The organism is Desulfobacterales bacterium (assembly GCA_034520365.1).
Classification (GTDB): domain Bacteria; phylum Desulfobacterota; class Desulfobacteria; order Desulfobacterales; family Desulfosalsimonadaceae; genus M55B175.
The window spans coordinates 193,090-207,143 of the sequence record JAXHNP010000002.1 but is presented as its reverse complement, the minus strand read 5'-3'; the positions used below and the strand labels follow the sequence as shown (position 1 = coordinate 207,143).

12 protein-coding genes are annotated in these 14,054 nt (G+C 54.3%); 2 read left to right on the top strand and 10 right to left on the bottom strand.

Going from position 1 to position 14,054, the window contains the following annotated elements; translation table 11 throughout:
* Positions 1 to 24 precede the first annotated feature (24 nt).
* Positions 25 to 270 carry a hypothetical protein gene (locus U5L07_01185; GenBank protein ID MDZ7830346.1) on the top strand — a complete coding sequence of 82 codons (246 nt, stop codon included), beginning with the start codon at positions 25 to 27 and terminating at the stop codon, positions 268 to 270.
* 64 nt (positions 271 to 334) lie between these two features.
* Here U5L07_01185 and U5L07_01180 read toward each other — a convergent pair whose 3' ends face one another.
* Both U5L07_01180 and U5L07_01175 read right to left on the bottom strand, forming a co-directional pair.
* On the bottom strand, positions 335 to 526 hold the full coding sequence (locus tag U5L07_01180; protein MDZ7830345.1) for a hypothetical protein: 192 nt from the start codon (positions 524 to 526) through the stop codon (positions 335 to 337).
* A gap of 20 nt (positions 527 to 546) precedes the next feature.
* Entirely contained in the window at positions 547 to 1,071 is a 525-nt protein-coding gene (locus U5L07_01175) for a hypothetical protein (protein MDZ7830344.1), read from the bottom strand.
* 170 nt (positions 1,072 to 1,241) lie between these two features.
* Here U5L07_01175 and U5L07_01170 point away from each other — a divergent pair, with 170 nt between their 5' ends.
* Complete coding sequence (locus tag U5L07_01170; protein MDZ7830343.1) at positions 1,242 to 2,921, top strand: hypothetical protein; 1,680 nt, start codon at positions 1,242 to 1,244, stop codon at positions 2,919 to 2,921.
* On the opposite strand, the gene U5L07_01165 is transcribed toward U5L07_01170, so the two are convergent.
* The 8 genes from U5L07_01165 to U5L07_01130 form a co-directional block, all read right to left on the bottom strand.
* On the bottom strand, positions 2,918 to 4,396 hold the full coding sequence (locus U5L07_01165; GenBank protein MDZ7830342.1) for a CDP-alcohol phosphatidyltransferase family protein: 1,479 nt from the start codon (positions 4,394 to 4,396) through the stop codon (positions 2,918 to 2,920). The two genes, U5L07_01170 and U5L07_01165, sit on opposite strands and share 4 nt — an antisense overlap.
* A gap of 134 nt (positions 4,397 to 4,530) precedes the next feature.
* Positions 4,531 to 8,151, bottom strand: coding sequence for a bifunctional proline dehydrogenase/L-glutamate gamma-semialdehyde dehydrogenase (locus U5L07_01160; GenBank protein MDZ7830341.1), 3,621 nt, complete (start codon positions 8,149 to 8,151; stop codon positions 4,531 to 4,533).
* 26 nt (positions 8,152 to 8,177) lie between these two features.
* Complete coding sequence (locus U5L07_01155; GenBank protein MDZ7830340.1) at positions 8,178 to 8,888, bottom strand: ABC transporter ATP-binding protein; 711 nt, start codon at positions 8,886 to 8,888, stop codon at positions 8,178 to 8,180.
* Positions 8,889 to 8,902: 14 nt separating this feature from the next.
* Complete coding sequence (locus tag U5L07_01150) at positions 8,903 to 9,679, bottom strand: ABC transporter ATP-binding protein (GenBank protein MDZ7830339.1); 777 nt, start codon at positions 9,677 to 9,679, stop codon at positions 8,903 to 8,905.
* Complete coding sequence (locus U5L07_01145) at positions 9,676 to 10,656, bottom strand: branched-chain amino acid ABC transporter permease (protein MDZ7830338.1); 981 nt, start codon at positions 10,654 to 10,656, stop codon at positions 9,676 to 9,678. Before U5L07_01145 ends, U5L07_01150 begins: the two co-directional genes overlap by 4 nt.
* 153 nt (positions 10,657 to 10,809) lie before the next feature.
* A complete protein-coding gene (locus tag U5L07_01140) occupies positions 10,810 to 11,715 on the bottom strand; it encodes a branched-chain amino acid ABC transporter permease (GenBank protein ID MDZ7830337.1) in 906 nt (301 codons plus the stop codon).
* 153 nt (positions 11,716 to 11,868) lie between these two features.
* On the bottom strand, positions 11,869 to 12,990 hold the full coding sequence (locus U5L07_01135; protein MDZ7830336.1) for a branched-chain amino acid ABC transporter substrate-binding protein: 1,122 nt from the start codon (positions 12,988 to 12,990) through the stop codon (positions 11,869 to 11,871).
* Between the two features lie 144 nt (positions 12,991 to 13,134).
* Positions 13,135 to 14,025, bottom strand: a complete 891-nt coding sequence (locus U5L07_01130) for a DMT family transporter (protein MDZ7830335.1) — start codon at positions 14,023 to 14,025, stop codon at positions 13,135 to 13,137.
* Between the last annotated feature and the right edge of the window lie 29 nt (positions 14,026 to 14,054).

Sequence of the window (14,054 nt, the reverse complement as noted above, 5' to 3'; positions counted from 1 at the left end):
GCCGCACAAGAGATCGGTCACCTGATGATTGCCGTCAATGGTACCGGCCAGGCCTTACAAAGCACTGCTCTCCGCCGGGGTACCGGCCTTTTGTTTGGCGTATGCCGGGCCTTCGGCCAGATCCGCGGCAAATTCAGAACCGAGCCCGGACACCCGGGTCTGCGGCAGGGTGACGCAGAAATGCAGGGCCGGGGGGAGCTTCAGGCAGTTAAACCGTCAGCCCCGGGTCTTCATGAAATCATAGATATGAAAGACATCCAGGGTGAATGATATGCTCCGGCGGCACGCCGGAGGCCTCGATTGCCTGGCGGCCGGTTCGAAGCGCACTCTCCCACTATGCCTCGGAATCCTGTTCTGCCCCGCCATGCGGGTGTATCTGCGTAACAACCGGTTCAGCCGCGCAGAAAAGCACCGCCCCGCCATCAGAGACAATGGCGGCCTTTATGCTGCTGCTGCCCAGATCAAAGGCCAGCACATAGCGCGCCGAGCTGTCAGCAGAAGCAGCCGTGGCGGATTCGGTTTGCATGCGAATGTCGGCAGATAATCTTAAATTTCAAGGGATTCAAGATAATCCCGCACATTGGCGAGAGTGGTGAGAAACATCTTGGCGCCGGTCATATAGGTGAATATGTCCTCTTTGTTGCCGCAGATAGACGCAAACTCCGGGCCAATCACGGTTGCCGGCTCCGGCGCTTCCGGGTTTCTGGCCAATGCATCCACATATAAATCCAGGCGGTCCTTTAAAATTTGAAAATAATCAAGGTCCTGCCCGATCATCAGGCCGGTGGTATGGGATAGATTTTGGGCGTAGTCCTGAACTGACCGCCAGTAAAGCTCAAGCAGCGGATTTTTTTTATCACTGTTTTCAAGAAAATAGGAAATGCTCCAGCCCACGGCCACGATTTTAAGTATCTGCAGTTCGTATTCAACCGTCACGCGGTTGATGTCCGCCTCGCTGGAAAGATAGGCCATGAGCCATTTCACATCTTCGCGGTCCACCGCATAGTTAAACAGTTCTTCGCCGGCCTGCTCTATGACGCTTTTTCCCGGGTCGTTGTTTGGGTCTGTCATATGTCTCTTGCTTTATTTTAAAATTATATAAAGATGCCTTTTAATTTGCATCTCTTTGTTTATTATGCAAAAAAATAACACCATACGAATAACTTATAAAATAACCGACATAAAGATGAATGTAAATAGACATCCAAAAAACACCAAAATTGGATACATGCGGAGTGCATATGGAAGAATTCTCCCTGGCCGATCAATCCCGATTGGCTATCCGAACCTTTAAAACTATTGCGGATGCGGCGCTTTTACGCGGCCACTACCGCTTGGGGGGCCGCACCGGAAACACCCTGGAAACCGCTCTTCGGACGTTGAGCCCGGAGATATACGGGGCCATCAATGACAGCCGGAGCATTGAGCTTAAAGGGCTTGAATATGTGATCGACCGCCTGCCCAAGGGCATTGAGGCCTGTCACCGGATCGTGATGACCGCCCGCGAAGACTATCAGGACGCCTCTTTTGAAAAGATCCAGCCCCATAAGCGGCGCCGGGTTTCCTACCGGATCAGCCCCACGGAAATGAGCTTTGTGATCACGCGCGGCCACAGCGAAATCTATGATATCCTGACCCACATGACCTTTATCTATATCGAGGCCAAAAAAATTCACGATAAAATGCGGGATGATTACGGCACCATCACCACGGAATGGGCCACCCTGGAAAAATATCTGGACCGTGTGGAAGGAATGTCAGATGGGGAACTGGATCAGGCCCTGTGGAATCTTAGCCTGCTTCTGGGCCGGACCTTTCACGATACCAAGGCCACCTACACATACCTTGAAAACAACCGGAAATCGCATAATACCAACTCCGGCCTGTTTCATATCATTTACAACCTGGGCCGCTGCGTGGACGGGGAATGCGAGATGGTCAATGCCATAGCCATTCATTTTACCCCATCTTTGAGCAACTGGATTCTAAACCGCATTCATGCCAAGCAATGGGCTTCCGAAATCAAATCCGCCATCTGCCGGATGGGCCTCCAGGACCGGCCGCTGCATATTATCAGCGCCAACATGCATAGTATGATCAACCTCCTTTACGGATATGCGGCGGTCAAAGATAAAAAGGATATATCCGGTGAAACCGACCTTTATGAATTTATCAAAGCCTTAAGGCCCTGCACGGATGAGGTCAAGGCCTTTGCCGAAGCGCACGGCTGGCATATGATTCCGGACCAGAGCGGCTCACAGATCGACTGCCAGCTGATCGACACCCGGGCGCTGCAATCCGTTGAACCCCACCCGGCGCTCTCGTTTCGGAATTCACTGAATGAATCTGAAAAACCGGTGATCCTGGTGATGGATTACGCCTTCGGCGAGCAGGCCTTTGAACTGTTAGATGAACTTTTGTACCCGTGGACCGAGGACGGTAATACCCGGATGTTAAACACCCGCTCTGTATCAATTATCGGAAAAGCCGGTATCCTGCCCGGTGACAAGGGCGATATCATGCTGGCCAATGCCCATGTGCTGGAAGGCACCCCGCATAACTACATCATTTATAACGATCTTTCAGAGGCTGATTTTGATGATTCAATTAATGTATATACCGGCCCGATTGTGACAGTGCTCGGCACATCGCTTCAGAACCGCTATGTATTGAAAAAATTCCAGCACTCAAGCTGGAAGGCGGTGGGGCTTGAGATGGAGGGCGGCCACTATCAGCGGGCCATTAATGCCGCCATCATCCGGGGGCATGTGTCGAAAAATCTTAAAGTCCGATACGGCTACTACGCATCAGACAACCCCTTAAAAAGCGGCCAGACCCTTGCTTCCGGAAGTATGGGCGAGGCAGGCATCAAGCCCACCTATATGATCAGCAAGGTGATCCTGAAAAAAATCCTCACCTAGTCTTTTCTGGATTCCATGGCCGCGGTGCGGGCATCGATCTGCCATGTGATAAACGGGGAGAGGACATAAAGCGCCATCTGTAAAAATACCAGGTAACCGAAATACGGGGTGAAGACGAAAATCAGCATCAGAACCAGATTCACCCAGGTAAACCAGGGGTTTCTGTCCATGAACCGGCCGATGTGAATATATTTTACCGGATACAGGTTCATGATCAAGGCGCTAAAAAACATCAACCCGTAAGAAAACACCGCGATCCCGTTTCCCCAATCCGTTCCCATAATATCGCCGCGGCTTAGGATCAAAAGCGGGGCGGTCACAAACAGAGCGCCCGCCGGTGTGGGCATCCCCTTGAAAAACCCGGGGATCGGGCTTCTGTCCGTGGTAAAATAGATGAGGCGGGCAAAGCCGGCCAGCACGTAGACAAGGGCGGGAATCGCCGGGGTAAGCCCGAACAGGCCCGTTTCGGGATAACCCGACAGGCATATGTAAAAAATCCAGCCCGGGGCAATGCAGAAACTCACCCCGTCGGCAATATCATCCAAAATGCCGCCAAGGGTGACATTCTGCATATGGGAGGTGCCGGGCAGCGGCTCGGTCAGCCCCAGTTTTCTGGCCATGGCCCCGTCAAGCTTGTCAAATATGGCCGCGCCGATCAGCAGCAGATAGGATTCTGTGAATTTGCCCTGGTAGGCAAAAAAAACCGCCAGCATCCCCATCATGGCATTCATCACGGTGAGCGCATTGGGAAAGACGGAGAGAATCCGGCGCCGGAGGAGTTCATCATCCTCACACAGGGCATCCAGACAGTAATTGCCGTATTTTCGGCAATACCCGGCAATAGAGCCGAAATTGATGATCAGAAAAAGGATTTCAATGACAAACAGATGGCGCACCGGCAGGGTGCCCAGCCAGGTCAGTGACTCGTAAATGCCGAACAGCGCTCCCGGGGCGGGAATATAAAACGCATGCACATACAGCAAAAGGCCCAGCGGGGCGGCCACAATGGTGCGCAGCCGGTTGAGTTCCCGCAGTCCGGGCTCCTGTCCATACTGCGAGGCAAAATCGCGCATAAACCGGGCAAAATTATCCCGTACCAGAACGGTTACACAGACAATCAGAATAAATATGGCGTGCAGCAGTTCCAGCCGGGTATGCTCGGGAACGCTAAAGAGCAGCCGCCACATCATACCCACCGCCACCAGCGGAAACACGATCGAATAGACGATCCGGTCCATGATCCGGTCGGCCAGCTGGGCAAATGCGGTATTTCGGCTGAACCGGGCCGCAAACCAGCCATCCACCAGATCAAACATCATCGAGGCAAACAGAAACAGCGCACCGGTGGAATAGAGCCAGGTATTGCGGGTCAGCATCACCCCAATGGCGCACACCATACCGGCAAACACCAGCGGCGGCCGGCCATATACGAGGATCAGGGTGATCCGTCTCGATATTTTGGGGTTTTTGAACATATCGGCCAGGTTAAACGGTTCAAATGACTTCTGATTGTATTGCCCGGGATTTGAAATTTATCTGCTTCTTCCGGCACTTTACTTACAGAAAGGGGCCGATGTAAAGCTAAAAAAGGTTGTCAACGTATAAAACCCTACAGCTGGGAGCGCTCGCCTAAATTGCCATACCGATGGTAGTTATTGGAAACCGCCTGTTCCTGGATATACTGCAGCAGCTCCAGCCGGCCCTCCATGTAGACGGGCGCCCGGGACACGTAAAACCCGGTTTCCGCCGCCTTCTCATAAACCGCCTTGGGCACCCGCTCCGGTGCGGCATAGCGGATACGGTGAATCTTGGCAATGATGCCGCAGAGCTCTTCATCGGTCTGCTCCGCCACCAGCGCATCCTCGACCAGACGTTCTCCCTCCTTGCCGTTTAAAAATTCGGTTACCCGGCTGGAAAGCCCGGGCGGGAGGCTGATAATCGGATTGCACCGGGCAATGCGGGCCGCCGCGATTCGGGCCAAAACCTCGAAGAGCGAATCATCCGGATGGATGCGGATAGCCACCCGGCCTTTGGGCAGATAGCGGAAATGGTTGTCCTGCCCGCGCAGGTTGAAAAAATCATGTTCCCGGCCGAACTCATTTTCCCATTGATATACGTAACTCTTGATGGCCCGCACGGCCTTTTCCATATCTTCGGCGATGTCTTCGGAAAAGCGGTGCCACCGGCAATCGATTTCCCACTCATTGGCCAGCCGCAGAAGCCGGGTTTCTTTCTGGATATCGCCGAACGCCGGATATCCGGTTTCCCGGACATCCATAAACTGGTACACGTAGTTTGGGCTTCCGGCCTTAATGCCCGCGCCCAGGGCGGACTTGCCCATGCCGCCGAACGGCTGGCGCAATACAATTGCCCCGGTGGTCCCTCTGTTGATGTAGAGGTTGCCCGCCTTGATACTGGATTTCCATTTTCGCTGCTCCCGCCGATCCAGGCTCTCTAAGCCCGAGGTCAGTCCGTAGCCGGGCTGGTTGACCAGTTCAATCGCATGATCCAGGTTTTCCGCCCGCATCGCGCCTATCACCGGGCCGAAGAACTCGGTCATGTGGGTATAGCTGCCGGGCTGCACATCCCATTTGATTCCCGGGGTCCAGAGATAGGGATTATCCCCGATCTGCTCCGGCTTTAAGGCCCAGGATTCGCCTTTCTCAAGGGTGGTCAGTGCCCGCAGGAGATCGCCCTTTGGCGGGGAGATAATCGCCCCCATCTTATTCTCAAACTCCCAGCAGGAGCCGGTTTTATAGCTTTTGGCCGCATCCACAAGCTGCCGGCGGAACTCCTTGTCATCATAGACCTCCTTTTCAAGAATCAGAAGCGAGGTGGCGCTGCACTTCTGACCGGAGTTTGAAAACGCGGAGTGGATAATGTTTTTAATCGCCTGATCCCGGTCGGACATGTCGGTGACGATGGTGGCGTTCTTGCCCCCGGTCTCCGCGGCCAGCTGGATATCCGGCCGGTCATTTAATATCTGCATCCCGGTTTCCGTGCCGCCGGTCAAAATGATGTAGTCAATATCCGGATGATTGGTCAGCCGGCTGCCCACCTCCCCGCCGGAGCAGGGAACAAACTGCAGCGCATTTTTGGAAACCCCGGCCCGGTAGAAACACTGGACCAGCTCCCAGGCTGTAAGCACCGCCGCAGACGCCGGTTTAAACAGCACCGTATTGCCGGCCGCAAGGGATGCCGCCACCCCGCCGCAGGGAATGGCAATGGGAAAATTCCAGGGCGTCAAAACCAGCCCCACGCCTTTGGGCGCGCATGTCAAATTGGGCGCATCTTCATAAATATGGGCCGTATGCGCATAGAGTTCAACAAAGTCGATGGCCTCGGACACCTCGGGATCGCTTTCGGTAAAAATCTTGCCCCAGTTGGCAGAGGCCGCGCCGATCAAATCGCCCCGGGCCTTTCGGATTTCATGGGCCGCGCGGTCTAAAATCCGGTGGCGCTCATCCAGACTTTTCTGCCGCCAGCCGTCCGGGTCCTGCCGGGCAATTTGAACCGCCCTGTCAATATCCTCGGCACCTGCCATGGCATACTTGGCCGTGACGATCCGTTTGCCGCCCTTTTCCTCATACCTCGGCACATCTATGATTTCTCTGGTCTGGCATTCCTCAAAACGCTCCTCCCCGGCCACCACAACCGGGACCTGGATGGGCGCATCCGCCCCGCTTTTCATCCATTTATCCCGGATAGTCTCCGCCCATATCCGGTTGGCGCTTATGGCCCAGTCCGTATCCGGCTCATTGGTGAAACGACCCGTCCAATAGGAGCCCATGTTTTCGTCAAATACTTCCGTATTCCGGTCCTGGACCCGATTGGGGGTATCCGGCGCCTGCGCGATCTGCCGGCAGGAGGCCAGGAACTGATTGCGCAGAAACCCCCATGCCTCGGAATCGGTGGTGAGATGCGGGGCGTATCTCAAAAAGTTCTCCGGTGATGTGTTCTCATCCAGACGGCGGATCAGATAGGCGATGGCATTGATAAAATCCTCCCTAGCGGCCACCGGCGCGTACAGGAGGATGTCCTTGACGCTCTCCTGAAGGGACCGGCGCACATGATCGGCCATCCCCTCAAGCATCTCAAACCAGAAATAGTCGGTCACGGCCAGGGCATGGCCCAGTTCATGGGCATAGGCCAGTTCGAAGAGGTTATGAGAGGCCACGCCCAGGTGCACGGCCCGGATATTCTCCGGCTGCATGGCATACTGCAGCATCCGCTTGTAGTTGGCATCCACATCCAGTTTGTTGTCATAGGGGGCGAGCGGCCAGTTAAAATGCGAGGACTCGATCTGCTCCACCTCCATGTTGGCACCCTTCACAATCCGAAGTTTGACCGGCGCCCCGCCATTTGCCACCCGCTCTTTGGCCCATTCCGTTAATTTCTGCTGCAGCCTGTATGCATCCGGCACATAAGCCTGCAGCACGATGCCTGCGGAATAATCTTTGAACTCATCCTTTTCAAGCGTTCGGACAAACGACTCATAGGTGATATCAAGATCCCGGTATTCCTCCATGTCCATATTGACGATCTTAGGCACCTGCTCCCCGGACTTTCGGGTAAAAAAATTCTCTTTGGCCACCCGGATAAGCTTGGTCAGCCGCTCCACCATGACGGATACGGTGTGCTCGAACGCCAGCGATGAAATCTGGGAATACAATGTGGAGATTTTAACCGAGATGTATTCAATATCCGGGTCCCGCATATCCTGAATATAGGTATCCAGCCGGCGCCGGGCCTCCTCTTCCCCTAACAACGCCTCGCCCAGGTGATTGATATTCATCCGAACGCCCTGGGCTTTTCTTTTCTCAAGATGGGTGTGCAGCGGCTTATGCTCGCCGGGGATAATGGCCCGGGATGAAGACATGCGCATCTTATCGACCATCCGCGGTACGGATACATCCGGAAAATACCGGCCCAGTCCCATAAACATCTGAATCAGCAGCCGCTCCACCCGGGAAAAAAAGTTGGGAACCCCGTATTCGCGGAGCAGATGATTGACCTGGTCCGCCACCCGGTCATTGTCATGGGAGCGGAAGCACTGATCGATCATCCGGGTGAGCACCACCTTGTCTAAAGGATTGGTAAGGAGATGGCGCATCTGCTCCTGGATGGCCTTTTCTTCTGAGGTCAGCAGCCGGTTGGCCCGATCCTGCCATTGGGCGGCCAGATCCACGGCTTGCTGTTCAATTTTTTGATAATCAATGGTATTCGTCATTGTGGTGGCTCCGTTAAAAAATATGGCTATCCCGCGCCGCCCAGGTAAGCCTGGACCACATCCGGATCTTCAAGCAGGGCGCCGGCCGTATCAGACATCACAATATTGCCGACCTCCATGACATAGCCGCGATGGGCGAGTTTTAAGGCAATTCGCGCATTCTGCTCCACTAGAATCACCGTGACGCCGGCCTCATTGATCTGGCGGATGGTTTTAAATATCTGGCGCACCAGCACGGGCGCAAGGCCCAGGCTTGGCTCATCGAGCAGCAAAAGCCTGGGGTTTGACATAAGCGCCCGGCCAATGGCGAGCATCTGCTGCTCTCCGCCGGAGAGCGTGCCGGCCAGCTGGTTCTGCCGCTCCTTTAACCGCGGAAACAATTCAAAAATCCATTCCAGGCTGTTTTTAATCCGCTGCGGATTCTTCGAAGTAAATGCCCCCAGATTCAAGTTTTCCTGAACCGTCAGGGTGCCAAAGACCCGTCGGCCTTCGGGTGCCTGGGTTATCTTTTTGGCTACCACTTTATAGGAGGGCAGCCGGTGGATGGCCTCGCCCGCAAAATACACCTCCCCGGCCCGGGGCTTGACCAGCCCGCAGATGGCGTTCAGCGTGGTGGATTTGCCCGCGCCGTTGGCGCCCAAAATGGTGACGATCTCACCCTCACCCACTGTCAAATCGATCCCGTGAAGGGCGCGGACATTGCCGTAGTTGACCTCCAGATTTTTAACTTCAAGCAGCATCCCAAGCGCTCCTACAAATCATCGTTTTCATCCTCACTGCCCAGGTATGCTTCAATCACGAGCGGATCCTGCTTGACCGCCTCGGGGACCCCTTCGGCGATTTTCTTGCCGTATTCGAGGACCACCAGGTATTCACAGGCCTTCATCACCAGGCTCATGTCGTGTTCGATCAAAAGCACGGTAATACCCCGATCCCGAATCCGGAAAATCAGATCCACCAGCCTGGCGGTCTCCTGTTCGTTCATACCGCCGGCCGGCTCATCCAGAATGAGCAGTCGGGGGTTGGAAGCCAGGGCCCGGGCGATTTCCAAAAGCCGCTGGTTGCCGTATGAAAGGTTTCGGGCCAGATTCCTTGCCTGCTCAGCGAGCCCCACGAATTTAAGCTCTGCAAACGCTTTTCCCATGGCCCGGCGCTCCTCTTGATACTGCCAGGGCATCCGGAACATGGCTGCCAGCGCCCCGGATTTAATGCGGCAGTGATAGCCTGAGAGCACATTTTCCATCACCGACATATTGGCAAACAGCCGGATGGTCTGAAAGGTCCGGGCGATGCCCAGTTTGACGATCTTATGGGTGACCCGATTGGTAATATCCTGATCCTCAAAAACGATACTCCCGCCGTCCAGTTTGTAATTGCCCGTAATCAGATTAAATACCGTGGTCTTGCCCGCCCCGTTCGGCCCGATCATCCCGAACACCGAGCCTTCCGGGATATCAAAAGAAACCTTATCCACGGCCACAAGCCCGCCGAATCGCTTGGTGGCATTGTTGACGCTTAGCAGGTTCATAGGGACACCTCGCTTTCGTCAAGCGATTCCACCGGATACTCGTGCGGCTTTGGCGGCAGAATCCCTTGCGGCCGAAAAACCATCATGGCCACCAGAGCCAGCCCGAAAATCAATAACCGGTACTGCTGAAGCCCCTGGAATATCTCAGGCAGACCGATAATCAGGATTGCGCCCAGAAGCACGCCCGGGATGCTGCCGGAGCCGCCCAGAATCACGATCATGAACATTACCACAGACTCCCAGAAGGAAAAGGATTCCGGTGAGATAAAGGTGATTTTTGAGGCATACAGGGTGCCGGTCATGCCCGCCCAGAACGCACCCAGCACAAAAGCGGCCAGCTTGTATCCGGCCGTGTTGATCCCGCTGCCCTCCGCAGCGATTTCATCGGAGCACAAATATTTCAGCGCCCGGCCGAACCGGGAGTGCTCCAGCAGATAAAAAAGCAGAATGGTGACCGCCAGAAACCCGGTGACGAGATAAAAAAACTGGCCCGTATGCACGATCCCGTTGATGGAATACCCGAAAATACTGGGGCTCGATATCCCGAAAATACCGTTGGCGCCGCCGGTTATGCCGAATACATTGTTAATCAGCGCAATCCGCACGATCTCCACCATTCCGATGGTGACAATCAGAAGGTAATCCCCCCGCAGGTGGATAATGGGCTTTGCCACCACCAGAGCGAAAAGACCCGCCATGATCCCGGCCAGCGGCATCAGCCAGAGCACGGGAATGCCGTAGGTGGTGTTGATAATGGCAGTGGTGTAGGCGCCGATGGCGTAAAACGCGGCATGCCCCATATGAAACATGCCCCCGTAGCCCAGAATGATATTTAAGGACAGGCCCAGAACCGCATATATGGCCACGTTGTTTAGCACATCGGTCCAGTAGTTGTTCAGATACAGCGGCGCGAATATCCAGAACACCACCACCAGGGTATAAACCGTTTTTCGAATCTTTGTCCTGGCATCAGTCATGATGGACTCTTAAAAAGTCGATTTTGAGACGGCAAAGAAAAAAGTTCAAGATCGCGGCGCGCAAATCCCGAGGGATGCAGCGTACTGATTCGTACGTGAAATCCCGAGGGATGCAGCGCAACAAAGATATTGGACTTTTTACGAAGCCGTCAGTCATATTTTTTCCGCCACCCGTTCGCCCAGCAATCCGGTGGGTCGAACAATCAGAATCAGTATTAACACGCCGAAGGCAATCGCATCCTTCCAGGCCATGGAGATATAGGCCGCGCCCAGGGCCTCGATCACGCCAAGGAGCAGGCCGCCCACCATGGCGCCGGGGATGTTGCCGATCCCGCCTAAAATCGCAGCAGTAAATGCCTTGAGTCCGTAAATCCAGCCCATGGTGAAATTTATCTGACCGTAATAAAGCCCCACCATCACGCCGGCCGCCCCGCCCAATGCCGGGCCGATGAAAAACACCAGCATGATCACGCGGTCCACATTGATTCCCATCAGCCGGGCCGCATCCTGGTCAATGGCCGCCGCCCGGATGGCCGTGCCGATTTTTGTCTTCTGGATAAACGTGTACAGCGCCACCATGAGGATAATACAGCTGGCAAGAATGATAACCCGCATCACCGGTATGGAAAGGCCGAAAATGTGGATGGCCTGGGAGGTCAGAATGCCATGCGGATAAACCTTGGGATTGGGGCCGTAAACCAGCATAACCGTGTTGGAAAACACAATGGATGCGCCAAGCGCCGAAACCACGGCCGAAAGCCGCGGCGAGGTGCGAAGCGGCTTATACGCCGCCCGATCAAGCAGGATTCCGATCACTCCAACCAGCCCCATGGCCATCACGGATAAAAGCAGCACGCCCGCGACCGGCCCCAGATGATCGGTCAGGGAAAGCGAAGTCAAAAGGGTCAGCCCAAGATATGCGCCGATGGTAAACAAATCGCCGTGGGCAAAGTTAATGAGCTTTAACACACCGTAGACCATGGTATAGCCCAGGGCAATCAGGGCATAAATCCCGCCCACCGCCAGCCCGTTGGTCAATTGGGTAAAAAATAATTCCATGGATTCGTATCCCGAATGCGCGTACTCGTACTCGTACTCGTGCTCGTAATCGGCTTTGAATTTTTTCGAGCACGATTACGAGTACGAGCACCGTCCCGCTCGCGCGGGACTGAGTACGATCAGTTACTTAGAATAAATCCAATATCTTTAATCTTACTCCTGCAGAACGAAATTGCCCTCTGCATCCACTTTATACACCCGGTAGACATCGCCCACCCGGTCGCCTTTGTCATTAAAAGAGATCGTTCCGGTCAGCCCCGAGAACGCTTTCAGCTCGTTATGCAGATAATCGGCGATTTTATCGGAATCCGTGGATTCGGTTTCCTCAATGGCTTTTACCAGCACGCGGAATCCGTCACCGGCAAGAACCGCCCAGATGGAGCCGGGGGTTGCGTTATACCGCTTTTTATAGGCATCCAGAAATTCCTGGGCTTCCTTGGTCGGCAGGTCCTGGGGAACCGGTGGAGAGAGGAAATAAAAGCCCTGGGCGGCTTTTTTGCCGGCGATTTTGACCAGATCCGGGTTGTTGTTGGCATCACCGCCGATAAAGGGTACGTCCCAGCCCATCTCCATTTTCTGGCGAAGCAGCATGCCGGCCTCGGGATAATAGCCGGTAAAGAATACCACATCCGGTTTTGTGGCCTTTATCTTGGATAGAATCGTATTATAATCCTGCTCGCCCGGGGTCAGCGCATCAAAGAACACCACTTCGGCGTCCTCGTCGTCTAGCCTGCCCTCCGCTTCATCCGCCAGCCCTTTGGCGTATGTCGTATTGTCATGCAGGATAGCCACTTTTTTATACCCTTGATCCATGATGGTCTCAACAGCCACACGCCCCTGCTCATCATCGCGCGGGCAGGTGCGGAAAAAATACTTGAGCCCCTTTTCGGTCAGCCGGATGGCTGTTGAGCCATTGGCAATCTGGATGATTTTGGCGGAAGCGTAAATATTCTGAGAGGCTTCGGTAATCGATGATCCATAGGTGCCGATCACCCCCGCCACGTCCTGTGTGGCCAAACGCTGGGCGGCCAGGGCCGCGGTTCGCGGATCACCGCCGTCATCGCCGATGACAATTTCCACGTCCTTGCCTAAAAGCCCGCCGTCGTTGTTGACCTGATCCGCCAGCAGCTCAAGGATCTGCTTCATGTCCTGGCCCTCACTGGCCCATGAACCGGTGAGCGGGCACATCAAACCGATTTTAAGCGTGTCTTTCGCCAGTGCTGGTGCAGCGAACAAGAAACTCACCGCTATAAGAATTGACAATAGCTTTTTCATAAACATCCCCTTTCCTCAAAATTGTCTTTAGTTAATTACGGCTTAAACGATATCGCTTTATTACCCGGCCGAATCCTTTGAGTCAATTGCAATTTTACGTCTTTGCGGCAGGTTGAGGGCTCGGATTTCAACTTATATTAACGTCTAATCCTCGACCTGCAACTTCCCGGTCTGCTGCAGCACACTGCCGGCAATGATAAAAATAAGCCCGATAACGGTTGAAAGCCGGATAAGCTCACCCACGAAAATCCTTATAAAGACCAGCGACAAAAACGGGGAGAAAAAAATCAGGGTACTCACCCGGGCTGTGCTGCGGGTTAGTTTCAAGGCATTCAGCCAGAACACGAACGTGATCCCCATCTCAAACACGCCCACATAAGCGGCCCCGATAAACCCGTGCAGGGTATCGGGAAACGGATCGGAAAAAATCAGGCAGGCAATCAGGATAAATGGAAAGCCGAACACGAAATTTAAGAATAGCCCGGCCGCGGGATCGTTCTCATCCCGGGTGTTATATATCCAGTAAAGGGCCCATATCACCGTACTGCCGAGTGCCAGGGCGACCCCGAGGCCGTTTGAGAATTCAAGGGCCTTTAAGTCGCCGTGGATCGAGATCACCACCACGCCGAAGTAGCTTATAAAAATAGCCAGCAGCTCCCGAACACCGATGCGCTGCTTTAAAAGCGGAATGGACAGAAGGCTTAAGGTAATGGCCCATGTATAATTGAGCGGCTGGGCTTCCTGGGCGGGCAGCAGATCATAGGCAGCGAACAATACCGTGTAATAGAGAAACGGATTCAAAAATCCGAGCCCGGCCGCCTGCATCAGGGATCTGGCGCGATAGCGGCGGAGCAGGTAAATTTTACCCTGAAAAAAAAGCACCCCGAAAAGGCAGATAATGGAGACCACGTCCGCCCAAAGCAGAAGCTGAAGGGTGGTGAGGTGCCGCAGGGATAATTTAAATGCCGATGCCACAGTAGACCAGATAAGCACTGCGGCAAAGGCGTATAGATAGGCTTTTTGCTGTCGGGTCATGAGGCGTTTTCCCGTGAATCTATGAAGTT